Source organism: Stutzerimonas stutzeri KOS6 (assembly GCF_000307775.2).
Classification (GTDB): domain Bacteria; phylum Pseudomonadota; class Gammaproteobacteria; order Pseudomonadales; family Pseudomonadaceae; genus Stutzerimonas; species Stutzerimonas stutzeri_B.
In genome coordinates this window covers 623281-648309 of record NZ_KK020675.1, presented here as the reverse complement: position 1 = coordinate 648309, position 25029 = coordinate 623281, and the positions used below count along the sequence as shown (strand labels likewise).

General features: G+C 65.6%; 23 protein-coding genes. 15 read left to right on the top strand and 8 right to left on the bottom strand.

The window, feature by feature from the left end; genetic code table 11:
- Positions 1 to 389 precede the first annotated feature (389 nt).
- The 3 genes from B597_RS26980 (at position 390) to rarD (ending at position 7297) form a co-directional block, all read left to right on the top strand.
- Entirely contained in the window at positions 390 to 2075 is a 1686-nt protein-coding gene (locus tag B597_RS26980) for a methyl-accepting chemotaxis protein (RefSeq protein ID WP_003295814.1), read from the top strand.
- A gap of 180 nt (positions 2076 to 2255) precedes the next feature.
- Positions 2256 to 6344, top strand: coding sequence for an ATP-dependent RNA helicase HrpA (gene hrpA, locus B597_RS26975; RefSeq protein WP_003295812.1), 4089 nt, complete (start codon positions 2256 to 2258; stop codon positions 6342 to 6344).
- Positions 6345 to 6403: 59 nt separating this feature from the next.
- Positions 6404 to 7297: an EamA family transporter RarD gene (rarD, locus tag B597_RS26970; RefSeq protein WP_003295810.1), complete on the top strand. Its 894-nt coding sequence runs from the start codon at positions 6404 to 6406 to the stop codon at positions 7295 to 7297.
- A 147-nt stretch (positions 7298 to 7444) separates the two neighbouring features.
- On the opposite strand, the gene B597_RS26965 is transcribed toward rarD, so the two are convergent.
- Complete coding sequence (locus B597_RS26965) at positions 7445 to 8176, bottom strand: TrmH family RNA methyltransferase (RefSeq protein ID WP_003295808.1); 732 nt, start codon at positions 8174 to 8176, stop codon at positions 7445 to 7447.
- Between the two features lie 11 nt (positions 8177 to 8187).
- Positions 8188 to 9825: an NAD(P)/FAD-dependent oxidoreductase gene (locus B597_RS26960; RefSeq protein ID WP_003295807.1), complete on the bottom strand. Its 1638-nt coding sequence runs from the start codon at positions 9823 to 9825 to the stop codon at positions 8188 to 8190.
- Positions 9826 to 10070: 245 nt separating this feature from the next.
- Here B597_RS26960 and rlmE point away from each other — a divergent pair, with 245 nt between their 5' ends.
- Positions 10071 to 10691 (top strand): 23S rRNA (uridine(2552)-2'-O)-methyltransferase RlmE, encoded by a 621-nt coding sequence (gene rlmE / locus B597_RS26955; RefSeq protein ID WP_003295806.1) that lies wholly within the window; start codon positions 10071 to 10073, stop codon positions 10689 to 10691.
- Between the two features lie 123 nt (positions 10692 to 10814).
- Positions 10815 to 11459 carry an ion channel gene (locus B597_RS26950; protein WP_003295805.1) on the top strand — a complete coding sequence of 215 codons (645 nt, stop codon included), beginning with the start codon at positions 10815 to 10817 and terminating at the stop codon, positions 11457 to 11459.
- Positions 11460 to 11586: 127 nt separating this feature from the next.
- Here the strand turns inward: B597_RS26950 and B597_RS26945 are convergent, their stop codons facing one another.
- The 3 genes from B597_RS26945 to B597_RS26935 all read right to left on the bottom strand — a co-directional run bounded on the left by B597_RS26945 (position 11587) and on the right by B597_RS26935 (position 14118).
- Complete coding sequence (locus B597_RS26945; protein WP_003295804.1) at positions 11587 to 12570, bottom strand: ribonuclease Z; 984 nt, start codon at positions 12568 to 12570, stop codon at positions 11587 to 11589.
- 271 nt (positions 12571 to 12841) lie between these two features.
- The gene (locus B597_RS26940; RefSeq protein ID WP_003295802.1) at positions 12842 to 13264 is read right to left on the bottom strand and encodes a VOC family protein; all 423 of its coding nucleotides are present in this window, start codon (positions 13262 to 13264) and stop codon (positions 12842 to 12844) included.
- 299 nt (positions 13265 to 13563) lie between these two features.
- On the bottom strand, positions 13564 to 14118 hold the full coding sequence (locus B597_RS26935; RefSeq protein ID WP_003295801.1) for a COG3904 family protein: 555 nt from the start codon (positions 14116 to 14118) through the stop codon (positions 13564 to 13566).
- 244 nt (positions 14119 to 14362) lie between these two features.
- On the opposite strand from B597_RS26935, the gene B597_RS26930 reads away from it, so the two are divergent.
- From B597_RS26930 to B597_RS26915, 4 genes are all read left to right on the top strand, one after another.
- Positions 14363 to 14806: an HIT family protein gene (locus B597_RS26930; protein WP_003295800.1), complete on the top strand. Its 444-nt coding sequence runs from the start codon at positions 14363 to 14365 to the stop codon at positions 14804 to 14806.
- Positions 14807 to 14915: 109 nt separating this feature from the next.
- A complete protein-coding gene (locus tag B597_RS26925; RefSeq protein ID WP_024161665.1) occupies positions 14916 to 15905 on the top strand; it encodes an ABC transporter substrate-binding protein in 990 nt (329 codons plus the stop codon).
- Positions 15902 to 16663, top strand: coding sequence for an ABC transporter permease (locus tag B597_RS26920; protein ID WP_003295798.1), 762 nt, complete (start codon positions 15902 to 15904; stop codon positions 16661 to 16663). The genes B597_RS26925 and B597_RS26920 overlap by 4 nt, the downstream gene beginning before the upstream one ends.
- A complete protein-coding gene (locus B597_RS26915; RefSeq protein WP_003295797.1) occupies positions 16656 to 17309 on the top strand; it encodes an ABC transporter ATP-binding protein in 654 nt (217 codons plus the stop codon). The genes B597_RS26920 and B597_RS26915 overlap by 8 nt, the downstream gene beginning before the upstream one ends.
- Positions 17310 to 17316: 7 nt before the next feature.
- On the opposite strand, the gene B597_RS26910 is transcribed toward B597_RS26915, so the two are convergent.
- Positions 17317 to 18582 (bottom strand): DUF445 domain-containing protein, encoded by a 1266-nt coding sequence (locus tag B597_RS26910; protein WP_003295795.1) that lies wholly within the window; start codon positions 18580 to 18582, stop codon positions 17317 to 17319.
- A 229-nt stretch (positions 18583 to 18811) separates the two neighbouring features.
- The gene (locus B597_RS26905; protein ID WP_003295793.1) at positions 18812 to 19210 is read right to left on the bottom strand and encodes a hypothetical protein; all 399 of its coding nucleotides are present in this window, start codon (positions 19208 to 19210) and stop codon (positions 18812 to 18814) included.
- 236 nt (positions 19211 to 19446) lie between these two features.
- Here B597_RS26905 and B597_RS26900 point away from each other — a divergent pair, with 236 nt between their 5' ends.
- The 3 genes from B597_RS26900 (at position 19447) to B597_RS26890 (ending at position 20553) form a co-directional block, all read left to right on the top strand.
- On the top strand, positions 19447 to 19635 hold the full coding sequence (locus B597_RS26900; RefSeq protein WP_003295792.1) for a hypothetical protein: 189 nt from the start codon (positions 19447 to 19449) through the stop codon (positions 19633 to 19635).
- A gap of 37 nt (positions 19636 to 19672) precedes the next feature.
- Entirely contained in the window at positions 19673 to 19882 is a 210-nt protein-coding gene (locus B597_RS26895) for a hypothetical protein (protein ID WP_003295790.1), read from the top strand.
- Between the two features lie 83 nt (positions 19883 to 19965).
- Positions 19966 to 20553: a LysE family translocator gene (locus tag B597_RS26890; RefSeq protein WP_003295788.1), complete on the top strand. Its 588-nt coding sequence runs from the start codon at positions 19966 to 19968 to the stop codon at positions 20551 to 20553.
- Here the strand turns inward: B597_RS26890 and B597_RS26885 are convergent.
- On the bottom strand, positions 20539 to 21390 hold the full coding sequence (locus tag B597_RS26885) for an AraC family transcriptional regulator (protein WP_003295787.1): 852 nt from the start codon (positions 21388 to 21390) through the stop codon (positions 20539 to 20541). The genes B597_RS26890 and B597_RS26885 overlap by 15 nt on opposite strands.
- A gap of 112 nt (positions 21391 to 21502) precedes the next feature.
- On the opposite strand from B597_RS26885, the gene B597_RS26880 reads away from it, so the two are divergent.
- From B597_RS26880 to B597_RS26870, 3 genes are all read left to right on the top strand, one after another.
- Positions 21503 to 21928 (top strand): hypothetical protein, encoded by a 426-nt coding sequence (locus B597_RS26880; RefSeq protein ID WP_003295785.1) that lies wholly within the window; start codon positions 21503 to 21505, stop codon positions 21926 to 21928.
- Positions 21929 to 22183: 255 nt separating this feature from the next.
- Entirely contained in the window at positions 22184 to 23803 is a 1620-nt protein-coding gene (locus B597_RS26875) for a methyl-accepting chemotaxis protein (RefSeq protein ID WP_024161664.1), read from the top strand.
- A gap of 125 nt (positions 23804 to 23928) precedes the next feature.
- Positions 23929 to 24942 (top strand): alpha/beta fold hydrolase, encoded by a 1014-nt coding sequence (locus B597_RS26870; RefSeq protein ID WP_003295783.1) that lies wholly within the window; start codon positions 23929 to 23931, stop codon positions 24940 to 24942.
- Positions 24943 to 25029 lie beyond the last annotated feature (87 nt).

The following is a 25029-nucleotide window of genomic DNA, read 5'->3' as shown; positions in this document are numbered from 1 at the left end:
AAATGGCCTGCCTGCTCGGCAGCCACAACAAACGCCCCGGCAACCGCCGGGGCGTTTGCGTTCCGGCGGTGGCGAGGCATCGGCCATGCGGTTTGCAGGGCGGCAGTTCGAGGGCGCGGTGTGCTCCCGGTAGGTTGATCTGTTCGCTTGAGGCCGGATGTCTTTGTTCCGTCGGGGCCATTTCCGTCCGTCCACCATAGAGAAAGTGAGCAGCCGGGCACAGCCGCTCCGTGTCTGCGCCGCCTTGATACCTGTTGATGCTGCGAGCAATCGACCAACAGCAGTAAAGAAAACCAGAGGAAAGCCGAAACACCTGTAACGATAAATTGACGCTGTAAAGGCGTCAGGGCTCGTTCACCTTCAGTCTGTCCTTCCCTTGGTGCAAACACATGTTTCCTGATCTGCGTCTGCGATCCAAACTCCTGATGCTTGCGTTGGGGCCGATACTGCTTCTGGCCATCCTGTTGAGCGGGGTAACTGCTTACACCCTGCAAAGTCTTGCCGAAGAGCAGGAAGCGCAGACCCGACAGAACCTGATCCGGGCCCACCGCGCCGAGCTCAAGCATTACGTCGAGCTGGCGGGCAACGCCATCGCGCCGATCTACGCGCGTTCCGCCGACGGCGATCTGAGGGCACGGGACGAGGCGGTCGCCATTCTCGAGCGGATGTCCTATGGCAAGGATGGCTACTTCTGGGGCTACGACACTCAATCCGTGCGCATCCTGCAGGGCAGCACCAGAGACAAGATCGGTCAGAGCTTCCATGACTACCGTGATCCCAACGGTGTCTATGCCATCCGCGAGCTGGTCAGGGCCGGCCAGGACGGCAGTCACTACGTCGATTACAGCTTCGTTCTCGGTGACAGCAGCGAGCTGGTAGCCAAGGTCGGCTATGCCGAGTTCCTGCCCAAGTGGAAGATGGTGTTCGGGACGTCACTCAATCTGGATGGCGTCGAGCGTGACGTTCAGGCCATCCGCGAGGAATTCCAGGGACGCATCGATAGCCTGATTGCGATCATGCTCGGGTCGGCGCTGGCCCTGCTGGTGCTGATTGCACTGGCGGCGGGGCTGATGAGCAACGCCTTGCTGCGTCCGCTGCTGCTGATCAAGCACAATCTGGACGACATGGCTCAGGGCGCAGGTGATCTGACCCAGCGCCTGCCGATCACCAGCAGGGACGAGCTGGGCGAGCTGGCCAGTTCGTTCAACCGTTTCGTCGAGAAGATCCACTCGCTGGTGCAGCAGGTGGCCGGTACCACCACCCAGCTCACTGGACTGGTCGGCGCCGTGGCCAGCCAGGCGCAACGTGCCGAACAGGCCATGGGCGACCAGCGCAGCGAGACCGATCAGGTTGCCACCGCGATCAACGAAATGTCCGCTGCCGCTCACGAAGTGGCCATGAGCGCCCAACGTGCGGCCGAGGCGGCACAGCAGACTGACCAGCAGGGCGTGGTAGCCAAGCAGGTGGTGGATCAGAGCATCCGCCAGATCCATGAGCTGGTCGGCGAACTGCGCGGCAGCGGCGAGTCGCTGGACGGCCTGCAGCAGGACGTCAAAGGGATCGTTGGCGTACTCGACGTGATTCGCGCCATCGCCGAGCAGACCAATCTGCTGGCACTCAATGCGGCCATCGAGGCGGCGCGCGCCGGTGAGGCCGGGCGTGGTTTCGCCGTGGTCGCCGACGAGGTGCGGGCACTGGCCAGCCGTACCCAGCAAAGCACCGGCGAGATCCAGAGCATGATCGATCGCCTGCAGAGCGCAACCTCGAGCACCGTGGCCAGCATGCTGAGCGCAGGAGCGAAGGGCGAAAGCACGCGTGAGCAGGCCAACCAGGCGGGCAAATCGCTGGACGCCATTTCCACCCTGATCGGCACCATCAACTCGATGAACGCGCAGATCGCCGCGGCTGCCGAGGAGCAGACGGCCGTGGCCGAGGAGATCAACCGCAGCGTGCACCACATTGCCGATGCAGTAGATGGCGTGGCCAGCGATGCGGCACAGGGCGCGCAAACCTCGCGCGAGCTGAACGGGCTGGCCGAGCGCCTGCAGAAGCTGGTGGGCCAGTTCCGCATCTGATGCGGCGACCATCGGCGGCCGGTACAACGCCTGTCGCCGCGGTCAGCGCCGGCCTGCATCGAAACCCATCCTGTGGTGCAGTCCGATGGACGCGCATGGCGCTGTTGCGAAGGCCGATGCCGCGGCGGCCGGGCAAATCTGCGACAATCGCGCCCTTCACGAATTGCCCCACGGCTGTCCATGACCGACGCAATGCCCGCTATCGATACCCTGCTGAAGAATCTCGACCAGGCCCTGTTCGCTGACCGCCACCGCCTGCGCCGGCAGCTGCATGAGCTGAGGAAGAAACCCGACGAGGCCAGGCTCGCCCAGTGGCTCGAACGCTTCCAGGCATCGGCTGCCAAGGTCGAGGCGCGCCGCCAGAGCGTCCCGGCCATCCGTTACGACGACGCGCTGCCCATCGCCGCCAAGCGCGACGAAATCAAGGCTGCGCTGGAAAAGCATCAGGTTCTGGTGATCGCCGGTGAGACCGGCTCGGGCAAGACCACCCAGTTGCCGAAAATCTGCCTGGAAATCGGCCGTGGTGTGCACGGGCTGATCGGCCATACCCAGCCGCGCCGCCTGGCCGCGCGCAGTGTCGCCACGCGGGTCGCCGAAGAGCTGGCCACGCCGCTGGGCGAGCTGGTGGGCTATCAGGTGCGTTTCGAGGATCAGAGCAAGGAAAGCTCGCTGATCAAGCTGATGACCGACGGCATCCTGCTGGCCGAGACGCAGCATGATCGCTTCCTGGAAAAATACGACACCATCATCGTCGACGAGGCCCACGAGCGTTCGCTTAACATCGACTTCCTGCTGGGTTTCCTCAAGACCCTGCTGCCACGCCGGCCGGACCTGAAGGTTATCATCACTTCGGCGACCATCGATCTGGAGCGCTTCAGCGAGCATTTCGACGGCGCGCCCATCGTCGAAGTGTCCGGTCGTACCTACCCGGTGGAAATCTGGTATCGCCCGCTGGCGGCCGAGATCGACGAGGATGGCAATCGCATCGAGGACGACCTGACCGTCGACCAGGGCATTCTCGCCGCGCTGGACGAGATCGCCGCCCACGAAAAAAGCGTCGGCCAGCGCCCCGGCGACGTGCTGGTGTTCCTGCCTGGCGAGCGCGAGATCCGCGATGCCGCCGAAGTGCTGCGCAAGGCCAACCTGAAGTTCACCGAGGTGCTGCCGCTGTATGCGCGGCTGACGCCAGCCGAGCAGCAGAAGATCTTCCAGCCACGGCCGGGGCGCAAGATCGTGCTGGCCACCAACGTCGCCGAAACCTCGCTCACCGTGCCGGGCATCCGTTACGTGATCGATTCCGGGACCGCGCGCATCAGCCGTTACAGCTACCGCTCCAAGGTCCAGCGCCTGCCCATCGAGGCGGTGTCCCAGGCCAGCGCCAACCAGCGCAAGGGCCGCTGCGGGCGGGTCGAGCCGGGCATCTGCATCCGCCTGTACAGCGAGGAAGATTTCCTCGGTCGGCCGGAATTCACCGATCCGGAGATCCTGCGCACCAACCTCGCCGCGGTGATCCTGCAGATGCTGCACCTGCGTCTGGGCGACATTCAGGACTTCCCCTTCATCGAGCCGCCGGATGGCAAGGCCATCAGTGATGGCTTCAACCTGTTGCAGGAGCTCTCGGCGGTCAATCGCGAGAACCAGCTGACCCCGCTCGGCCGCCAGCTGGCGCGACTGCCGATCGATCCGCGGCTGGGCCGCATGCTGCTCGAGGCCGCGCAGCAGGGCAGCCTGGCCGAAGTGCTGATCGTCGCCAGCGCACTCTCGGTGCAGGACGTGCGCGAGCGTCCGGCCGACCGCCAGCAGGCCGCCGACCAGGCCCATGCGCAGTGGAAGGACCCGGATTCGGACTTCGCCGCACTGATCAACCTCTGGCGCGGCTTCGAGGAAAAGCGCCAAGAGCTGGGCTCCAACCCATTGCGCAGCTGGTGCCGGAAGAACTTCCTCAACTATCTGCGTCTGCGCGAGTGGAGGGATGCGCATCGCCAGCTGACGCTGATCGTGCGCGAGCTCAAGCTCAACACCGACCGCAAAGACGGCGGAAACACCAGTAGGAGCGAGCTCGCTCGCGAACAGGTCTCCACTGGAAAGCTTCGCGAGCAAGCTCGCTCCTACGAAGAGCCCGCCGCCGCCAACCTGGCGCCAACCACGGACAAGAAACTCAACGCCAAGCTCGCGCAACAGGCCGAGGCCAGCGAAGCCGCGCAGAAAGCCAAGAGCTATGCCGCAGTGCACAAGGCGATCCTCGCCGGCCTGCTCAGCCAGATCGGCAACAAGACCGAGGAAGGCGACTTCCTCGGTGCGCGCCAGCGGCGCTTCTGGGTGCATCCGTCGAGCGTGATCGGCCGCAAGAAGCCCAACTGGCTGATGGCCGCGGAACTCGTGGAAACCACCAAGCTGTTCGCGCGCATGGTCGCCAGGATCGAGCCCGACTGGATCGAGCCGCTGGCCGGGCATCTGATCAAGAAGAATCACTTCGAGCCGCACTGGGAGAAGAAGCGCGGCCAGGTGGTGGCCTACGAGCAGGTAACGCTTTACGGCATGATCGTCGTCGGCCGCCGGCCGGTGCATTACGGGCCCATCGACCCGCCAGCGGCGCGTGAACTGTTCATCCGCGAAGGGCTGGTGCGCGGCGAGATGCACAGCCGCGCCCGCGCGCTCAGCGCCAATCGCGAGCTGCTCGAACGCCTCGACGAACTGGAAGCCAAGGCGCGGCGCCGCGACATTCTCGCCGACGAGGAAACCCTGTTCGATTACTACGACGCGCGTCTGCCGGCGGACATCTACCAGACCGCCAGCTTCGAGAACTGGTACAAGCGCGAAAGTGCGAAGAACCCGCAGCTCTTGATCATGCGCGAGGAAGACGTGCTCGCCCGCGAGGCCAGCGAGGTCACCGCCGCGCAGTACCCGGATTACCTGCGCATTGGCGAGCTGCAGTTGCCGCTGGAATATCATTTCGAGCCCAACCATCCGCGCGACGGCGTGACCTTGCGCGTACCAGCGCCGCTGTTACCGCAATTGCGCAGCGAGCGGCTCGACTGGCTGGTGCCCGGGCTGTTGGAAACCAAGGCCGTGGCGCTGGTGCGCAACCTGCCCAAGGCGCTGCGCAAGAACTTCGTGCCGGTGCCGGATTTCGTCGGCGCCGCGCTGGCCAAGATCGCTTTCGCTGAAGGCGCGCTGCCGGAGGCGCTGGGTCGCGAACTGTTGCGCATGACTGGCGCGCGGGTGCCGGAGGAGGCCTGGGCCGAGGCGGCTGCCGGTCTGGAAAACCACCTGAAGATGAACATCGAAGTGGTCGATGCCCGTGGCAAGTTCCTCGGTGAAGGGCGTGATCTGGCTGAACTCACCGCGCGCTTCGCCGAGGCCAGCCAGGCCGCCCTGGCGCCGCCGCAGCAGAAGGCCGAACAGAAGCCGGTCGAAGCCAAGGGTTTTGCCCAGGTCGCAGAAAAGGCCCAGGCGAAGATGGCCGGGCTGTCGATGACCGTCTATCCGGCACTGGTGGAAGAGGCTGGCGTGGTCAAGGAAGGGCGCTTCCCGACCCAGGCCGAGGCCGAGTGGCAGCATCGCCGCGCCCTGCAGCGCCTCTTGCTGCAACAGCTGGCGGAGCCGGCCAAGTACCTGCGCAACAAGTTGCCGGGTCTCACCGAACTGGGCCTGCTCTATCGCGACATGGGCAAGGTCGATGCGCTGGTCGAGGACATCCTGCTGGCCAGCCTGGACAGCTGCATCCTCGACGGCGAAGCCCAGCTGCCGCGCGACGGCGCCGCCCTGGCCTCGCTGGCCGAGCGCAAGCGCGGCGACTGGACCGCGCATGCCGAACGCCTGGCGCGCCTGACGCTGGAAATCCTCAAGCACTGGCATGGCCTGCAGAAGCGCTTCAAGGGCAGGATCGACCTGGCCCAGGCCGTTGCGCTCAACGACATCAAGGCGCAGCTCGCCAACCTGATCTATCCCGGCTTCGTCCGCGAGACGCCCGCCGAGTGGCTGAAGGAATACCCCCGTTACCTGAAAACGGTCGAGCAGCGTTTCGAGAAGATCGGCGCGCAGCTGCAGCGTGATCGGGTCTGGTCCGGAGAGCTGGCTGGCTACTGGGAGCAATACCAGGCGCGTCTGAAGAAGCATCTGCAGGAAGGCAAGCGCGATTCCGAGCTGGCGCTTTATCGCTGGATGCTCGAGGAGTATCGCGTCTCGCTGTGGGCCCAGCAGTTGGGAACGAAGATGGCGGTATCGGACAAACGCCTGAACAAACAGTGGAGCCAGGTCGAGCCCTGATAGCGGGGGCGCGGTCTCGGTATCCGTACGGTCATTACGGTCTGATTTGCGGGAAGCCTATGGACAGCCGGAACCGTCTGACAGGCGTGGCAGGCTCGCTCGGAGCCTCGACGCTCTTCGCCACGCTGTACTACTACACCTCGCTGCTCGCTCCATTGGACGGCCAGCAGATCTATGGCTGGCGCATCCTGCTCACCGCGCCGTGCCTGGCGTTGCTGCTGATGGCCATTGGCCGCTGGGGTGAGGTCCGGCAGATTCTGGCACGCGTACCTGCCGAGCCGCGGCTGTGGCTCGCGCTGCCGCTGTCCTCGGCACTGGTCGGGATGCAACTCTGGCTGTTCATGTGGGCGCCGATCAACGGCCATGGGCTGGACGTCTCGCTCGGCTACTTTCTGCTGCCACTGACGCTGGTGCTAACCGGTCGCCTGGTCTTCGGTGAGGCGATCAGCCGCCTGCAGCGCCTGGCCTGCCTGCTCGCCGCCGTCGGCGTCGGCAACCAGCTGCTGCTGGCTTCGTCGCTGTCCTGGCCGGTGCTGGCCGTGGCCCTTGGCTATCCCGGCTACTTCGTCCTGCGCCGCTGGCTCGGCACGGCCAACCTCGGTGGCCTCTGGCTCGACCTCGTCATCAGCCTGCCCATCGCCGCGCTGTTTGCCTTTTCCGACAGCGACACCCTGCAGATGCTCGCCGTCAGCCCCAGGCTGCTGCTCCTGATCGCCGGCCTGGGCGCGCTCAGTGCGCTCGCGCTGGGCCTGATGATCAATGCCAGCAAACACCTCAGCCTGACCCTGTTCGGCCTGCTGAGCTATGTCGAGCCGGTGTTGCTGGTCGTGGTGGCGCTCGTGCTCGGCGAAAGCATCGCACCGGATCAATGGCTGACCTATGGCGCGATCTGGGGAGCGATCGCGGTGCTTGTCCTTGAAGGGCTGCGGACGTTGCGACGGGGGCGGGGGTAGCGCTTCGCAAGCGCTTGAGCGGGTGCCGGGAAGCAGCCGGGCAAGCGTCAGCTGGCAGGGTGGCAACCGCACGGCGGTACCGGACGCGGTGCACGGACTTTGGCAACCGCTGAGCAGGCCGCGTAGCGCAGTCACTTCAAACGACGGCTACCGGCTCAGTTCGTAGGCGCACATGTTGACCGTCGCGGCCAGGTTCAGCGATTCGATGGCGCCGCAACCGGGAATCGTGAAGGGCTCGGCCTTCATGGCACTCAGTTGCTCACGGGGCACGCCGCGGGCCTCGTTGCCGAACAGGTAGCAATCGAAGGTTCGGAAATTCGCCGATTGCACCGGCTCGCCGCTCATATCCAGGCAGGCGATGTGCTCGAAGCGGCTGTGCAACGAATCCAGCGCCACATCCAGTTCCATCGGTGCATGAAAGATGGCGCCCATGCTCGAACGCACGACCTTGGGGTTGTACGGGTCGACGCTGCCGGGGCTCAGCAGGCAGCGAAAATTGCCGAACCAGGCCAGCGTGCGCAGGATGGTTCCGAGGTTGCCCGGGTCCTGGATTTCATGCAGGTAGATCGCGCGTTCGCCCGCGACGGGTGCAGCAACCGTCGCGCCTGTCGCCGGCATCGGCACCAGTGCAACGATGCCTTGCGGGGTCTTGGTGTCGGCGATCTGCGCCATCTGGCGGTCGCTGATCAGGTGCGTCCTGAACGGGCTTTGCCAGTGCTCGTAGGCACTGGTCACATAAAGCTCGCTGCGCTCCAGCTGCGGGTTGCGCACGGCCGCTTTCTGCAGCTCCAGCACCAGATGTTCGCCCTCCACCAGGAAGTGTCCGAACTCGCCACGGTATTTCTTCTGGTGCAGCTTCTTGATGTCGTCGAGTTTCATCAGGGTGGTGCTCAGCTGCTCTGCACGTCGGACAGGCCCAGGTCAGCCAGCATCGACTTGGCCAGGGCCTCGGCGACCTTGATGCCGTCCACGCCCGCCGAGAGGATGCCGCCGGCGTAACCGGCGCCTTCACCGGCCGGATACAGACCGCGCAGGTTGAGGCTTTGCAACGTCTCATTGTCACGGGTGATGCGCACCGGCGACGAGGTACGGGTTTCGATACCGGTGAGCACGGCGTCAGCGCGATCGAAGCCGCGGATCTGCTTGCCGAACGCCGGCAGTGCTTCGCGGATCGCCTCGATTGCATAATCGGGCAGCGACGGCGCCAGGTCGCCCAGGCGCACGCCCGGCTTGTAGGACGGCTCGACCTCGCCGAACTCGGTCGACGGCACGCCGCGAATGAAGTCGCCCACCAGTTGCCCGGGCGCGCAGTAGTCGCTGCCACCCAGCTCGTAGGCGCGCGACTCCAGTCGCTCCTGCAGCTCCACACCGGCCAGCGCGTCGCCGGGGAAATCCTGCTCGGGGTTGATGCCGACGACGATGCCGGCATTGGCATTGCGCTCGTTGCGCGAATACTGGCTCATGCCGTTGGTCACCACACGCCCCGGCTCGGAGGTGGCGGCCACCACGGTGCCGCCCGGGCACATGCAGAAGCTGTAGACGGCGCGGCCGTTCCTGGCGTGATACACCAGCTTGTAGTCCGCAGCACCCAGCTCCGGGTGGCCGGCGTACTTGCCCAGACGAGCCTGATCGATCATGCCCTGCGGGTGCTCGATGCGGAAACCGATGGCAAACGGCTTGGCCTCGATGAACACGCCCTGGCGATGCAGCATGCGGAAGGTATCGCGCGAGCTGTGGCCCAGCGCCAGCACCACGTGGCGACTGCGCAGCGTCTCGCCACTGGCCAGCACCACGCCTTCGAGCTGGCCATCGTCGATCACGAGATCGGTCACCTTGCTCTCGAAGCGCACTTCGCCGCCGAGGGCGATGATTTCCTCGCGCATCGCCGCAACCACGCCGGTGAGGCGGAAGGTGCCGATGTGCGGCTTGCTGACGTACATGATCTCTTCCGGCGCACCGGCGCGGACGAACTCGTGCATCACCTTGCGCGCGTAGAACTTCGGGTCCTTGATCTGGCTGTAGAGCTTGCCGTCGGAGAACAGCCCGGCCCCGCCCTCGCCGAACTGCACGTTGGACTCCGGCGTCAGGGTCTTCTTGCGCCACAGCGCCCAGGTGTCCTTGGTCCGGCGGCGCACATCCTTGCCGCGCTCCAGCACGATGGGCTTGAAGCCCATCTGCGCCAGCAGCAGCGCGGCGAACAGTCCGCAGGGGCCGAAGCCCACCACCACTGGCCGCTCGGTCAGATTGGCCGGTGCCTGGCCGACTGGGTAGTAGCGGGTATCCGGCGCCGGACGCACGTGGTTGTCGTCGGCGAAACGCGTCAGGACTGCCGCCTCGTCACAGACCTCAACGTCGACGATGTAGATGAACAGGATGACGCTGTTCTTCTTGCGCGCATCGTAGCTGCGCTTGAACACGGTGAAATTCAGCAGATCGGCGTCGCTGATGTTCAGGCGTTTGACGATGGCCTGGCGCAACTCATCGGCGGAATGATCGAGGGGCAGGGACAGTTCGTTGATGCGAATCATGGCGGTAATCCTGGCCGGTGACTCCGGCAGAGGAAGAAGAAGGGGCGGGTTGGGGCGCGGATTGTACCCGTCGCCACGCGCATCTGTCAGGCTGCGCCGAGGGTCTTCCAGGGCCTGCATGCTGCGACCAGCGCCCGCGGATCAGCATTATCGGCTTATAATCGCGCCACTTTGCGTCCAGCGGTTGCGCCTTGCCCCGCCTGTTGGTCCGCGCCTCACCTTGATTCTCCGTGGTTGGCTCTATCATGAAACGATCCAAAAGCAGCCGTCGTTGGCTGGATGAACACGTCAACGATCCCTTCGTCAAACGCGCCCAGAAGGACGGCTTGCGCTCGCGCTCCAGCTACAAGCTGATCGAGCTGAACGAGAAGGACAAGCTGATACGCCCCGGCATGCTGGTCATGGACCTCGGCTCCGCACCTGGCGGCTGGTCGCAGGTGGCCGGCGGCATCGTCGGCGAGAAGGGCAGGGTGCTGGCCACCGACATCCTGCCGATGGGCGGGCTGGACAACGTCGATTTCGTGCAGGGCGACTTCACCGAAGATGCCGTCTTCCAGCAGATCCTCGGCATGCTCGACGGCCGGCAGCCCGATCTGATCGTCTCCGACATCGCGCCGAACATCAGTGGCGTCGCGGCCGCCGACCAGGCCGCTTCGATGTACCTGGTCGAACTCACCCTCGACATGGTTCGCCAGGTGCTCAAGCCCGGTGGCAACTACGTGGTCAAGGTCTTCCAGGGCGAAGGCTCGGACGAGTTCCTCAAGGACGTACGCAGCTCGTTCGAGAAGGTGTCGATCCGCAAGCCGGAAGCATCGCGCCCGCGTTCGCGCGAGGTCTATCTGGTGGCCAAGGGCTTCAAGGGCTAGGTTCTGTACGAAGCATCACCGAGCGCAGGCACTTTTCGTACAGAGCCTAGGGCACTATCAGTGCCCTGCCGCACGTTCCGCTCCCGCTACACCCGAGCTGGCTGATACATCGATGGGCAATCAATGCTGACCTACCTCGTGCGTTATCCCTCGGCGGCGCTGCTGTTCGTCCAGCTGCTCGGTATCCTGCTGTACCCCTTCATGGAAAACACCCAGCTCGGCCGCGCTGCCTTTGGTGCATTCGGCGTTGTGGTGCTGGTCCTGGCGTTGCGCATCGTCAACCGGAGCCCGACGCTGCATTCGCTGGCGTTCCTGATGGCCGCTGCAATCCTCGGGTTGACGCTTGCCGTCGAACTGACAGCCGTGCCCGGCCTGCGCCTGGCGTTGGTCGTGACCGAGTCGATGTTCTACTTCTACGCGGCGGCAGGCCTGATCGGCTACATGATGGAAGACCAGCGCACGACGACGGACGAACTGTTTGCCGTCGGTGCCACCTTCACGTTGCTGGCGTGGGCGTTCGCCTACGCCTATGCGGCCTGCCAGCTCGTTGCCCCGGGCAGTTTCGTCGCCAACCTGCAGCCGGATGAGCCTCGCTCGTGGATGGAGCTGCTGTTCCTCAGCGTCACCGTACTCTCCGGTGTTGGCCTCGGTGACATCCTTCCGCTGCGGCCTGTAGCGCGGGCGCTGGTCATGCTCGAGGAAATTGCAGGGCTGATGTACATCGCCCTGGTCGTCTCGCGGGTTATCGGGCTGACCATCCGCCGTTAATGACCCCAAAAACCGTCCAACCCGCTCCAGCACTAGATCCGGCTGCTCGCGATGCGACACGTGGCCGACGTCGGGCAGCAGCGCCTGTCGACATGGCCGCCGACGTGTGTGGCGATCTTTACCGCGCTCAGCGCGACGGGCGCGGGCGAGGTGGCTCGACGGGCGTCAGCTGGCCATCCTTGCCCAAGTGCAGGCGCATGAAGTCTTCGGCGAGCAGCAGGTGGCCAGAGTAGAGTGCGTTGGCTTCGGCGCGCAGGTCGTCGATCGAGTGACCACGCCCGGCGTTCTTCTGATAGCGCGCGCTGAAGTGGGTCAGCACCAGATTCGACAGTCCGACCGTTTGCGCGAAGCGCGCCACCGACGCCGCCGTGCTGTGGCCGAAGTCGTTGCGCGCATCGTTGGCTACCGCCTCGGTATAGGTCGCTTCGTGCACCAGCACCTGAGCGCCCTGGCAAGCATTGGCGAGCAGTTCGGGGCGGTCGTTGTCACCACCGATGACGATACGCCGCGGGGCGCGGGTGAAGCTCAGGTAGTCGTCGCTACGCAGCATGCGACCTTCATGCTCGATGTCGAAGCCGCGTGCCAGCTGGCCCCAGAGCGGCCCGCGGGGGACACCGTCGCGCTCGAGTCGGCCGATGTCCAGGCGTGGATCGGGGCGGGCCTCGGTGAGGCTGTAGCCATAGCAGGGCACCCGGTGGGACAGGGCGGTGGCCTCGATGCGCATGTTCAGGTTGCGCCACTCGCCCAGCGATTCGGCCGCGTGGAATTCGAGGGCGTAGCCCAGCCAGCTCTGGCTCATCTCCAGCGTGGCGCGCACCCAGGTTTCGATGCCCTGCGGCGCGATGATCGTCAGCGCGGCCTTGCGCCCCATCATCCCGGCGCTGGCAAGCAGGCCGGGCAATCCGTAGCAGTGGTCGCCATGCACATGGGTGATGCAGATGGCGCGCAGGTCATGCAGCGACAGCGGCGTGCGCAGCAGCCGGTGCTGGGTGCCTTCGCCACAGTCGATCAGGTACCAGCCCTTGCCGGTGTCCTCCAGCAAGGCCAGGGCGCTGACATTGCGAGCGCGGGTGGGCGTACCGGATGAGGTACCGAGAAATAGCAGATCCACGGGAAGGCTCTCCAGGTCGGAGCACTAGTATGCAGGCATTGGCGTCCTGACGAGCGCTCGAGCGCCCGCGGCAGTCAGCCGCGAGCGGCGCTATCAGAGGTTTCCATGCAGCAGAAGGGATCGCCGGGCTCGGTCCCGCAGCTAGGCTGCGTCCGCCAGGCTTTCGAAGCGCTAGCCGGGACTTCCGGTCTGGCAGGCAGCTACTGGCAATCGGTGCCGTCGTCTTCGGACTTGCCCGTGCAGACGGCAGGGCGCCGACATGGCGCAGGCTTCAGCCCTGTTCGCAGTTGACCATCCAGGACACGCCGAAGCGGTCGGTGAGCATGCCGAAGCGCTCGGCCCAGAAGGTCTTTTCCAGCGGCATGATCACCGTGCCGCCTGCCGCCAATTCAGCGAACAGCCGCTCACCTTCGGCCACGCTGGCCGGGTTGAGGGAAATCGAGCAGCCCTTGATACCCGCGTAGGGCTCGCCGCCGCAGGTATCGCCGGGCAGCGTATCGGATGCCATCAGCACACCCTCGCCCAGATTGAGACAGGCGTGCATGATCCGCTCGTGATACTCGGCTGGAAACTGCTCGGCATCCGGCGCCTGGGCGAAGGTCATCATCTCCAGCGTGCCGCCCAGGACCTGCTGATAGAAGCTGAAGGCATCACGGGCGGTGCCGTCGAAGGTGAGGTAGGTGGAAATTTTCATGGAAGTCTCCGTAGTTGGCGGTTGTCGGGTGATCCGCTCGCACGCTCGCAGGCAATCAGCCTAGACGCGGCGCAAGGAATTTTCGTAGATGCCGATCATTGGTCTAACGGACGGATGGTGAATCGGCAGGGAGGTTTTCCGCTGGAAGTGGGGTGCGGCTGTTGCTCGTTTCTTATGGGAACGAGGTGGCCTGAAATAGCCGCCGAGGTGGCACTGGAAGTGTTTGCGAGGGGGGCTGGAAAGACCGGGGCGGTCTGGAACAGAGGCGTGGAAAAGGCTTCGCCGTTTTCCACCCTGCGCTACTGCAGGCGGTAGCGGGCCAGTTCCGGTGGCGTCAGCACGCGCATGCGCCACGGGTCGATCAGTTGCATGTCGTCGGCCAACCGTGGATTTACACCCATGTCGCGCAAGTAGGCCTGCGGCGCATGCCGCGGCCGCTGCCCGCTGGACAGCACCGAGTCGCCATCGGCGCGGTACGGCCGGTGCAGGCCGACATGACCGCGCACCGTGCGCTGGCGGCCGGCTGCGAGCAGGTAGATGCAACTGCCCTGGCAGACCGCGGCGGCGGGTACCAGGGCGTCGAAGCCCGTTTCGCGCAGCAGATAGCCCATGCGCATGGCTTCTGCCGCGCTGCCACCGATGTTGTCGAGGATCAGCAGTTTACGGGCGTGCCGGCCCGGGTGCGCCATGAGGCCCTTGAGCAAGGCTTCGTAATCGCCGGGTGCGATCTGCTCGGTTACCCGCGCGACCAGCACCGGGCCCTGGCCTTCGTGCTGCAGGGGCAACACCTCGACCCTGGCGTGAGCGGTGCAGCTGAATAGCGCCAGTGCGCAGAGCGTGACGAGGCGATGCATCGAGCGGGTGGTCCTGTGCTGGGGCGGTGGGCGAAGATACCTGCAGCGCCGGCTTTCGCCTACTGCAACCTTCTCCGCTGCGGCGCTGCGGGCGTTTCCTGCCATGCCGGCGGCGGGCCGCGCCTGGATCGCCGCCGCCGGGCAGGGCGGTGAGCGGAAGCCCCGACGAGCGCGCGATCGGCCGCAGTCGCAGGCGCTCGGAGAATGCTAATGTCTGCCTTTTCCACTCGCCGGAGAATCCCAGGTGTCCCTGACCACGCCCTACGATCCGCAGAACATCTTCGCCCAGATCATTCGTGGCGATGCACCCTGCTACAAGCTCTACGAGGATGACGACGTGCTCGCGTTCCTCGACCTGTTCCCGCAGTCCTTCGGCCACACGCTGGTGATTCCCAAGCGTTCGGCGGCCTGCAATATCCTCGACGTGGACAGCGATGCGCTGGCCAGTGTCATGCGCGTGGTGCAACTGCTCGCCCGGGCGATCGTCGCCGAACTGCAGCCTGACGGTGTGCAGGTCGCCCAGTTCAATGGCGCGGCGGCCGGACAAACGGTGTTCCATATCCATATGCACATCGTTCCGCGCTACGCCGGCGAAGGGCTGGGTATCCATGCCGCAGGCAAGGCCGAACCGGCCGAGCTGGAAAAGCTCCAGGCGCGGTTGCTGCAACGCCTCGCCGAGCAGGCCTGAGTCGTCTGTCAGGCGCTGCAGCCGGGTCCGGCTCGCCGCGACCAACGCAGCAGCGAACAGGTACCAAAGTACAATTCGTGCCCGGCAGGGGGCTTCGTACCCTGCAGGCATGATGCCTTCGATGCCTTTCCTCTCCCGCGCCTTCCAGCGCATTCGCCTGGCCTGCTGGCGTACCTGTGCGCTGTTGCTGCTGCCTTTGTGCGCACAGGCGCAGGAGCTGCCGGTACTGACCCTGAGCGTCCTGCAGTTCGGCACGCCGCACTGGGAACTCGACCATCTCAAGCGCCAGCGGCTCGATCATGCCAACGGCTTCGAACTGAAGGTGCGGCTGGCCGCCGACGTGCCGGCATCACGGCTCGCGCTGTCCAGCGCCAGCGTCGACGGTGCGGTGAGCGACCTGCTCTGGGCACAGGCGCGTTACCAGGCCGGGGTCGCCTATCGCTACCTGCCATTTTCTTCGCAGATCGGCGAAGTGCTGGTGCCCGTCGGCAGCGACATCCACACATTGGGCGACCTGCGCGGCAAGCGTATCGGCGTGGCTGGCGGCCCGGACGGGCTCGGCTGGCTGCTGCTGCAACGCGCCGCCGCCAGGCAAGGTATCGAGCTGGCGAAGCAGGCGAGCGTGCAATATGCCGCGCCACCGCTGCTCGGCCAGGCGCTGCGCCGGGGCCAGCTGGATGCGCTGCTGACCTTCTGGCATTTCTCCGCGCGTCTGCGCGGCGAGGGTGGTGTACGGGCGGCCTTCGGTCTGGCCGATCTGATGGACTCTCTCGCGCTCGATCCGCAACTGCCAGTGCTCGGTTACCTGTTCCCCGAGGACTGGGCCCGGGCGAACGAAGAACTGCTGCAGCGCTTCGCCACGGCGCTGAGCCAGACCAAGGCCGAACTCGCCAGTGACCCTGCGCACTGGCAGGCGATCCGCCCGTTGATGCGTGCCGATGATGATGCGGTGTTCGCCGCGTTGCGCGACAGCTTCGTCGAGGGTATTCCGCGGCCCATGGATGAGGCACGCATCGTCGATCTGCAGCGGCTGCTCGGGCTGACTGGCGCCGATCCGGCGAAGCTGATGCCGGTCGCGCTGTTCCAGAGCGCCCCATGAACGGCTCGCGCTGGGCCTGCTGGATCGCCCTGCCGCTGTTGCTGGCGCTCTGGGCGGTGATCGCGCTGGCGCTGCAGACACCGCTGCTACCGAGCCCGGCCACGGTGCTGGCGACCTTCTGGCAGGCCGTGCAGAGCGGCGTGCTGCCCGAACACCTGCTGGTGACGCTGCGCCGCGTGCTGATCGCTTTCCTCCTGGCCATGACGCTGGGCACGCTGCTTGGCACATGGATGGGCCGTTCACGGCTGGCCAACGCGCTGCTCGACCCCTTGCTGGTACTGTTTCTCAACCTGCCGGCGCTGGTCACCATTATCCTGCTCTACGTCTGGTTCGGCCTGGTCGAGGCCGCGGCGGTGCTGGCGGTGGTCATCAACAAGGTGCCCAACGTGGCGGTCACCGTGCGCGAGGGCGCGCGCAGCCTCGATCCCAAGCTGGAGCAAATGGCCCGGGTCTATGGCTTCACTCGCTGGCAGCGGGTTGCCGATGTCTGGTTGCCACAGCTGTTTCCCTACCTGATGGCGGCAACCCGTGGCGGGCTGGCGCTGATCTGGAAGATCGTGCTGGTGGTCGAACTGCTCGGGCGCTCGGATGGCATCGGCTTCCAGCTGCACATGGCCTTCCAGGTGTTCGACGTGGCAAGCATCCTCGCCTACAGCCTGGCCTTCATCGCCGTGGTCCAGCTGATCGAACTGGCGCTGCTGCAGCCATTGGAGCGACGTGCGTCCTACTGGCGCGAAGCAGGTGTGCGCCATGCTTGAACTGCAACTGAACGGACCCACCGCCGGCCATCCGGTGCTGGGGGTGATCGAGGCGCAGGTGCGCGCGGGTGATCGCATCTGCCTGCTGGGCCCTTCCGGCGTCGGCAAGACCACGCTGCTCAATGCCATTGCCGGGCTCGATCCGCGCCTGAGCCCCATGCTGCAGCGACGTGCCGGGCTGCGGGTCGGCTATCTGTTTCAGGAGCATCGGCTGCTGCCCTGGCGTACGTTGCGACAGAACCTGGCGCTGGTCGGTGCCAGTGCAGCGGACAGCGAGCGGCTGTTGGCCGAGGTCGGCCTGGGCGATGCGGGCGACTGCCTGCCGGATCAACTCTCGCTGGGCATGGCCCGCCGCGCGGCGCTGGCCCGCAGCCTGGCGATCGAGCCCGAACTGCTGCTGCTGGACGAACCCTTCGCGTCGCTGGATGCCGAGCGCGCCGGCGAGCTGCGCGGACTGATCGCGCGCCTGCTCGATCGCCACCCCAGGATGGCGATGATCTGCGTGACCCACGACCCGCGCGATGCCGACGATCTGGCCAACCGCCTGTGGTACCTGGGCGGCAGGCCGGCCACGCTGCGTGGCGACGAGCCGCTCGCCGGGCCGGCCAACGCCAGCCGGATCAGCGCGCGATTGCGCGGCGCCTGAGGCGTTCTCAGCCCGCCGCCAGTTGCGTCAGTGCATGCAGCGCGAGGCCGACCAGCCCACCGACCAGGGTGCCGTTGATGCGGATATATTGCAGGTCCTTGCCGACGCTCTGCTCCAGTTGCTCGACCAGCTCGCGGCTTTCCCAGTTTTCCACTCGCTGCGCGATATAGGCGCCGATCTGCCCGCGGTAACGCTCCAGCAGGCCGGGAACGGCGGCCAGTAACTGCTCGTTGATCCAGTTGCGCATCGACACGTCCGCGGCCAGGCCATCGCCGAGGCCGCGGCAGAGGCTGACGATGCGCCGGCCGATGCGTGAGTCGTCGCTGGCCAGATCGTTCTCCAGCCAGGCCGTCAGTTCCTGCCAGAGATTGCCGAAATAGGCGCTGGTGGCCGGGTGCTCCAGCAGCTGCGCGAGGATGCGCCCGACCTCCAGGGCGTAATGCGGGTCCTGCTCCAGGCGCTCGATGTATTCACTGACGTGCTCGTCGAAGCGCTGGCGGATCAGATGCTCGGGGTCGGCGGCGATCTCGGCGATCAGTGCGGACAGGCCGTCGACGAACTTGCTCGCCGACCAGCCACTGACCGGCCGGCTCAGTCCCAGGTAGCGCAGGGTGCGGATTTCCCGGCTGATGGCATCGGCGACCAGCACGCGGGTCTGCTCGTCCTGCATGATCGAGTCGAGCCGCAGCAGCAGTTCGTCGAGCATCGCCTGATGCCGGCCCTGGTCGGTCAGCACGCGCAGCGCCTGAGCCAGCGGCGGGGCGAGGTCGAACTTGCGCAAGCGGTCGATCACCCTGGCCTCGGCGAAGGCGCGCACTCGCGGGTCATGCAGCGCGGCGATGCCGAAGCGGGCGACGCCGGTGAGCTGGCGACCGACCGCTTCGGCATTGCTCGGATGGCGCAGCCAGCCGGCCAGGCGCGAGGCGATGTCCAGCTCCTGCAGCCTGGCCAGCACCAGCGGCGTGGCGAGGAAATGGGTGGTGATGAAGCTCGACAGGTTCCGGCCAATACGCGCCTTGCTGCGCGGGATGATCGCCGTATGCGGAATCGGCAATCCGAGCGGGTGGCGGAACAGGGCGGTGACGGCGAACCAGTCGGCGATCGCGCCGACCATGGCGGCTTCGGCGAAGGAGGCGACATAGCCCCACGCCGGATGGCTGGCTTCGTAGCGCGTCGCCACGATGTAGAGCAGGGCGGCCAGTAGCAACAGGAGGCCGGCGACCAGCTTCATTCGCGAAACCGGTGACTGCCAGGCGCTGATCAAGGATCGCATGCAGGTCCTCGTCGTCGATGGAGAGCGAATGGAGTGTTCTACGGGGATAGACAGCGAAGCAAGGCCATGAGGTCAGCGCTTGCATCAAAGCGCTGCAGGGTGGGCTTCAGCCCACCGTTGGCGTTGTGACCCTTGGTGGGCCGAGGCCCACCCTACGGCCAGTCATGAAGCCGTAGGGTGGAAGCCGCTTTGCATCCACCGGCTCGCCCGGTGAATCGCCGGCGGTGGATCAGACTTCGTCCTCTTCCTCGCGGATCAGCACGTACTGGCCTTCGGCATCGTTCAGGCAGTCCCAGACATAGAACATCGACACCTTGCCCGGACCTTCCGTGACGGCGGCGTAGTCGCCCGGCACGGCCGTGAAGTAGACGCCGGAATCCGGCGCCGCCTGGCAGGCGATGCGGGCGGTGACGAAGGCTTCCGGTGCGGTGCCGTCGAAGTAGTCGTCACGGTCCTTGGCATCCCATTCGGCCGGGGCCTCGAAGGGGCCGACAATGACGATGCGCGCGTCTCCAAGATCCTGCTCTTCCGCTTCCGCGTCGTATTCGTCGGGGCGGTACAGGGTGCATTCCAGAGCGTCCGGGTTTTCGAGAATGGCCGCGCGGGATTGTGGGGTGAGTGTCTGCATGGAATCTCCGACTGCGGTTGGGTGTGAGGGGCCAGTGTGGTGGAGCCGCCCGGGCAGTGCAATCGGTTGCGTAGCCGCGCCGGCCGAAACGAGCGAGGCGGCCAATGGTGCATTCCGTCGGCGCGGCCAGGGCGCCGGGGCAATCTTCGGACCACCGGTGCCCCGCGCTTCGAACGCGGCGTGGTTTGTCCCCTCCAATCGGTATCAGTCACTCACCCGCGACAGCCGAGGCAAGCATGAAAGCAGATGACCAGCAGGCAGGCGACGAGCCTGACGTGACGATGACCGATGGCGGCGAAAAGAATGCCGGCGAAGATCCGGATTACGACGACCCGCCCTCGCCGCAGGACGATCCTGACGAGCCTGAAACGCTGCCGGACGATCCGGATATCCAAGGGGAAGACGGCTCCGACGAGCCGAGCTGACCCGCCACCCAGCAATCGCTGCCCCAGAGGAATCAGCATGAACATCTACCAAGTCAGGCCCACCGCCGTGGGTTGGGAACTGGAAGACCAGCAGACCCAGAAAACCGTGTTGCGCACGCTCACCAAGGACGAGATGTATAGCGCGCTGGATGCCTACATGGACGGCCGTGCCGCCTCGGTGGAAGTATTCGGCCGTGATGGCGAACTGGAGGAGGCGCGTCCCTATCCGGGAAGCCATCACCTGTAGCGAGCGAGGGCAATTTCCTTCAATAACGCAGCCTGGCAGACCCGTAGCCTGCTCGCCATCTTTCACTGGCAAGCAGAGTTCTCATGGATCCCTACCTCTCGATGTCCGCGTTCGCCCTGGCCTCGTCGATCACCCCCGGCCCGGTCAACCTGGTGGCGCTGAACTGTGGCGCCCGTTTCGGCTTTCGCGCCAGTGCCCGGCACATCACCGGTGCAACGGTCGGTTTCACCCTCTTGCTGCTGCTGATCGGCCTTGGGCTTTACCAACTGATCGAGCGCGCGCCGGTTCTGCTGCGTGGTATCCAGTGGGGCGGTGTGGCCTTCCTGCTCTACATGGCCTGGCGGCTGGCGACCGATGACGGCCGCCTGGGACCTGCAGCGGCCGGCAATGGCCCATCGCTGCTCAACGGCGCGCTGATGCAATGGCTCAATCCGAAGGCCTGGCTGGCCTCCGTGGCGGGCATGGGGCTGTTCGCGGCGAATGGCGATGTCCTGCGCGTCTGGCTGTTTGCCGGTCTGTATTTCGTCATCTGTTATGGGGCGATCGCCTGCTGGGTCGTCGCGGGCGTCTTTCTCAGTCGCTATCTGCAGGAGCCAGCGCGGGTGCGTTGGCTGAATCGAACGATGGCGTTGCTGTTGGCGGGTAGCGCGTTCTATCTAGTGGCGGGCTGAGCCTGTCGCGACACGATCCCGGTACTGCCCGGGCGTCGCCGCCAACTGGCGCTTGAAGGTGCGCTGGAAGTGCGCCTGGTCGGCAAACCCTGCGGCCAGCGCCACCTCCGCGAGGTCATGACCCTGGCGTAGCCAGTGCTGGCTGCGCTGGATGCGCCGGTTGAGCAGATAGGCGTGCGGGGTCATGCCGTAGTGCTGCTTGAAGGTGCGGATCAGATAGGACGGCGAAAGCCCGGCGGCTTGGCAGATGTCCTCCAGACGCAGCGCCTGGGTGCAGTGTTCGGCGATGTAGGCGGCCGCGCGTTGCAGCTGCTCGATCGGCTCGGCGCCGAGGGTGGCGTCAGTCGGGGCGAGTGTCTGCTGCAGCCGCGTGAAGTATTCGACTGCCACGCTTTGCCGTTGCAGCGTATCGGTCTGCGGATCGAGCAAGGTCGCGTACAGCCGGACCAGGCCGTTGAACAACCCCCGCTCGACGCTCTGGATCGGCGCATAGGGGATGAACCGGCCGTCGCGGTTGGCTCCCAGCTCATGCTGCAGCGTGCCCAGCCAGTGCGTATCGACATAGAACATGAGGTACGACCAGGGCTGGCCGTCGATGGGGTTGCAGGCATGCACCGTTTGCGGGTTGATGATCACCACCGCACCCTGGGCGATCCGCTGGCGTGCCGTACCGTTGATGTAGGTGCTGGCGCCTGCCGTGATCGCGCCGATGGAAAAGGTCTCGTGGCAGTGCGGCGCATAGCAGACCTTGCGGCCATCGGCGACGGCTCGCGCTTCGATAAAGGGCAGGGCGGCATCGCGCCAGAAGCGCGGCTGGCTGTCGTCCGGGTCGTTCACGTGTTACCTGCGGTGATGGATATGAAACGTGGTCAGACTCTAGCAATCATTCGGCACTCTGGCATGCTCGACGGCCACGGTTCGCCATTTCATGCTCAGCCAAGGAGTTTCCATGCGCCTGACCCTCGCTTTCACTGCACTGCTTTCGCTGGCCGGCTGTTCCTCCTGGCAACCCGATGCGGAAGATATCGAACCCGTGCCGGCCGAGCGGGTGCTGGCCTATCAGCAGCCGCTGGCGAATGCCGGCGAGGTGGTGGTGACGCGGGATTTCGGCTTGCGTGGCGGCGGCTGCTACATCGCGGTGCTGATCGATCGTGAGCTGGCGGCGCGCATCCATGTCGGCGAGGTGGTGCGTTTTCAGGTCCCGGCCGGGGCGCGTATCGTCAGCATCGGCACCGACCCGCTGGACGACACGCTGTGCGGCAAGCTCAGCCTGCGTCGCGAGAAACTGGCGCAGGTGCAGGCTGGGCAGACGCTGAAGTTTCGCGTCATCAGCGACAATCGCATCGGCTTCGACATCGTGCCGGCGGTGCCCTGACCGCCAGCGCGGCGCGCAGCGTATTCAAGAATCAGGCTCGCCGGCCGATAGGAAAGCGCTTGCCAGTGCCATCCGGTGCGGCTGTACAAGCGCTTCTCCCTCCCTGGGGATTCAAGAACAAGGCGCCCCTTCACTCATCTCGATTGGCTGGATACGGACCCGCAACGGGCGGCCGGACGAAGCCGTCGAGCGATTCGCCTTTTCAGTCACCCCTCTGCCGACCTTCGAATCCGGCCTGTCATAGGGAACATACGAATGATGCAGCAACTGACTATCCGAACCCGGCTTCTGCTTCTGGTCGGCGCGATGCTGGCGGCCTGCGTGGCCATCGGCGTGACCAGCCTGTATGCCCAGCAGCGCAGCGTTGCGGGCCTGAACACGGTGTACCTGGATCGCGTAGTGCCGTTGCGCGATCTGAAGCTGATCGCCGACCTGTACGCGGTGAACATCGTCGACGCCACCCACAAGGCGCGTAGCGGCATGCTCAGCTACGGCCAGGCGCGTGACGATGTAATTGCAGCCCGGGCCGAGATTAGGCGCATCTGGGCCGCCTACACCGGCACCAGCATGACCGACAGCGAGCGGCAGATCGCGGCGAATGTCGAGGGGTTGATGGCCAAGGCCGATGGTCCGCTGGATGGCCTGGAGCGTACGCTGGATCGTCATAGCGAGAAACGCCTGGCTGCCTTCGTCATCAACGACCTGTACCCGCTGATCGATCCGCTGTCGGCTGGCTTCAGCCAGCTGATCGAGCTGCAGCTGGGCGAGGCCAAGGCCGAATACGACCAGGCGCAGGCGCTCTACCAGCGCAATCGCATACTGAATCTCGGCCTGCTGGCGGCGCTGCTGGTGGGCGGCGGACTGTTCGCGATGGTCATGCTGCGCAGCATCAGCCGGCCGCTGGAGGAGCTGAAACAGGCGGCTGCATCGGTGGCTGCTGGCGACCTCAGCCGCATCATCGAATGCCGCGGACGGGACGAGATCACCGAGGTGCAGCAGTCGATCCGGCAGATGCAGCGCAACCTGCGCGATACACTGCAGGACATCCAGGGCTCGGCCACGCGCCTGGCGTCGGCCGCCGAGGAGCTGCACACGGTTACCCAGCACACCGCCCAAGGCATCCATCAGCAGAACGAAGAAGTGCAGATGGCGGCCACGGCGGTCACCGAAATGTCGGCTGCCGTGGACGAGGTGGCGGGCAACGCCAACCGTACCTCCGATGCGTCGCGCGATGCCGAGACGGTTGCCGACGACGGCCGCCGGCAGGTTACCGCCACGCGCCAGACCATCGACCAGTTGAGCGAACGGCTGCAGCAGAGCGCCGGCACCGTGACCCGGCTGGCCGAGGAGGCTGCGGGCATCGGCAAGGTGATCGACGTGATTCGGGCGATCGCCGAGCAGACCAATCTGCTGGCGCTCAATGCCGCCATCGAGGCCGCCCGCGCCGGGGAGGCCGGACGCGGTTTTGCGGTGGTCGCCGACGAGGTACGCGGCCTGGCGCAGCGTACCCAGAGTTCGACCCAGGAGATCGAGCGGATGATCGGGGCGATCCAGAGTGCTACCGAGCAGTCGGTGCGCGACATGCAGCAGAGCAGCGAATTCGCCTCGCGCAGCCAGAGCATGGCGGACGAGGCGGATCAGGCGCTGGGGCTGATTGCCGAGCGGGTCGGACAGATCAACGAGATGAATCTGGTCATCGCCAGTGCCGCCGAAGAACAGGCCCAGGTCGCCCGGGAAGTGGATCGCAACCTGGTGACCATCCGCGATATTTCCGAGCAGAGCGCCAGCGGCGCGCAGCAGACCTTGGCGGCCAGCGACGAACTGGCGCGTCTGGCGACTCAGCTCAACCAACTGGTCGGACGCTTTCGCCTCTGAGGCGGCGCGACCGCAGGCTGAGGCGGTCGGGACATGCAATGTCGCAATCCGGCCGCGAACCTGGCTGGACGGATGCATTCCTATGTACGGGTTTCCCCGATCCGTACCGACAAGAGGAATCGCGCGTGAAAACAGCCGTGTCCGCCCTGGCGCTTGCCGCCGGTCTAACCCTGAGCCTGCCGCTGCCGGCCGAAAGCCGAACGGCCTACGGCCCGCAGCTGGAAGGCTTCAGCTATCCGCATCCACTTGAGCACTACCGTTTCGAGTCCCAGGGCAAGGCGTTGCAAATGGCCTTCATGGACGTCGAGCCGCAGGGCAAGGCGAACGGCCGCACGGCGCTGTTGCTGCATGGCAAGAACTTCTGTGGCGCGACCTGGGAGCGCACCATCGAGGTGCTCAGCAAGGCCGGTTACCGCGTCATCGCACCCGATCAGGTCGGCTTCTGCAGCTCGAGCAAGCCCGAGGGTTATCAGTTCAGCTTTGCCCAATTGGCGCACAACACTCAAGCGCTGCTGGAGCAGAAGAACATGGGGCGGGTCACCCTGATCGGCCATTCCATGGGCGGCATGCTGGCGGCGCGGCTGGCGCTGAACTACCCGCAGCGGGTCGAGCGGCTGGTGCTGGTCAACCCGATCGGGCTGGAGGACTGGCAGGCTGAAGGCGTACCGTACGCTCCCATCGATCAGCTCTACCAGTCGGAGCTCAAGACCGATTTCGACAGCATCAAGGCCTACCAGCAGAAGTTCTACTACAACGGCGACTGGAAGCCGGAGTACGACCGCTGGGTGGAAATGCTCGCCGGGATGTACGCCGGAGACGGCAAGGAGCAGGTCGCCTGGAACCAGGCGCAGACCTCGGAAATGGTCTTCACGCAGCCGGTCATTCACGAGTTTTCGCGAATCGAGGCGCCGACTCTGCTGCTGATCGGCGGGCTGGATCGCACCGCGCCGGGCGCCAACCGTGCGCCGGAGGATGTCGCCAAGCGCCTGGGCAATTACCCCGAGCTGGGTCGCCGGGCTGCCGCAATGATTCCCGACGCCAGGCTGGTGGCCTTCCCCGATCTGGGGCATTCACCCCAGGTCGAGGCGCCGGATGAGTTTCACCGGGCCTTGCTCGACGGCTTGAAGGCGCGGCGCTGAGGCCTGTCAGCCGCGCTCGGCTTCTTCTGCTCAGGGCAGTCACGTAGGGTGGGCTTTAGCCCACCGGTAATTCCTCCGCAGTGGATT

Bases quoted from the DNA above. Each gene is read 5' to 3' on its own strand.
- B597_RS26980 (WP_003295814.1), top strand. From the start codon at position 390: ATGTTTCCTGATCTGCGTCTGCGATCCAAACTCCTGATGCTTGCGTTG.
- hrpA (WP_003295812.1), top strand. From the start codon at position 2,256: ATGACCGACGCAATGCCCGCTATCGATACCCTGCTGAAGAATCTCGAC.
- rarD (WP_003295810.1), top strand. From the start codon at position 6,404: ATGGACAGCCGGAACCGTCTGACAGGCGTGGCAGGCTCGCTCGGAGCC.
- B597_RS26965 (WP_003295808.1), bottom strand. From the start codon at position 8,176: ATGAAACTCGACGACATCAAGAAGCTGCACCAGAAGAAATACCGTGGC.
- B597_RS26960 (WP_003295807.1), bottom strand. From the start codon at position 9,825: ATGATTCGCATCAACGAACTGTCCCTGCCCCTCGATCATTCCGCCGAT.
- rlmE (WP_003295806.1), top strand. From the start codon at position 10,071: ATGAAACGATCCAAAAGCAGCCGTCGTTGGCTGGATGAACACGTCAAC.
- B597_RS26950 (WP_003295805.1), top strand. From the start codon at position 10,815: ATGCTGACCTACCTCGTGCGTTATCCCTCGGCGGCGCTGCTGTTCGTC.
- B597_RS26940 (WP_003295802.1), bottom strand. From the start codon at position 13,264: ATGAAAATTTCCACCTACCTCACCTTCGACGGCACCGCCCGTGATGCC.
- B597_RS26935 (WP_003295801.1), bottom strand. From the start codon at position 14,118: ATGCATCGCCTCGTCACGCTCTGCGCACTGGCGCTATTCAGCTGCACC.
- B597_RS26925 (WP_024161665.1), top strand. From the start codon at position 14,916: ATGATGCCTTCGATGCCTTTCCTCTCCCGCGCCTTCCAGCGCATTCGC.
- B597_RS26920 (WP_003295798.1), top strand. From the start codon at position 15,902: ATGAACGGCTCGCGCTGGGCCTGCTGGATCGCCCTGCCGCTGTTGCTG.
- B597_RS26915 (WP_003295797.1), top strand. From the start codon at position 16,656: ATGCTTGAACTGCAACTGAACGGACCCACCGCCGGCCATCCGGTGCTG.
- B597_RS26910 (WP_003295795.1), bottom strand. From the start codon at position 18,582: ATGCGATCCTTGATCAGCGCCTGGCAGTCACCGGTTTCGCGAATGAAG.
- B597_RS26905 (WP_003295793.1), bottom strand. From the start codon at position 19,210: ATGCAGACACTCACCCCACAATCCCGCGCGGCCATTCTCGAAAACCCG.
- B597_RS26900 (WP_003295792.1), top strand. From the start codon at position 19,447: ATGAAAGCAGATGACCAGCAGGCAGGCGACGAGCCTGACGTGACGATG.
- B597_RS26895 (WP_003295790.1), top strand. From the start codon at position 19,673: ATGAACATCTACCAAGTCAGGCCCACCGCCGTGGGTTGGGAACTGGAA.
- B597_RS26890 (WP_003295788.1), top strand. From the start codon at position 19,966: ATGGATCCCTACCTCTCGATGTCCGCGTTCGCCCTGGCCTCGTCGATC.
- B597_RS26880 (WP_003295785.1), top strand. From the start codon at position 21,503: ATGCGCCTGACCCTCGCTTTCACTGCACTGCTTTCGCTGGCCGGCTGT.
- B597_RS26875 (WP_024161664.1), top strand. From the start codon at position 22,184: ATGATGCAGCAACTGACTATCCGAACCCGGCTTCTGCTTCTGGTCGGC.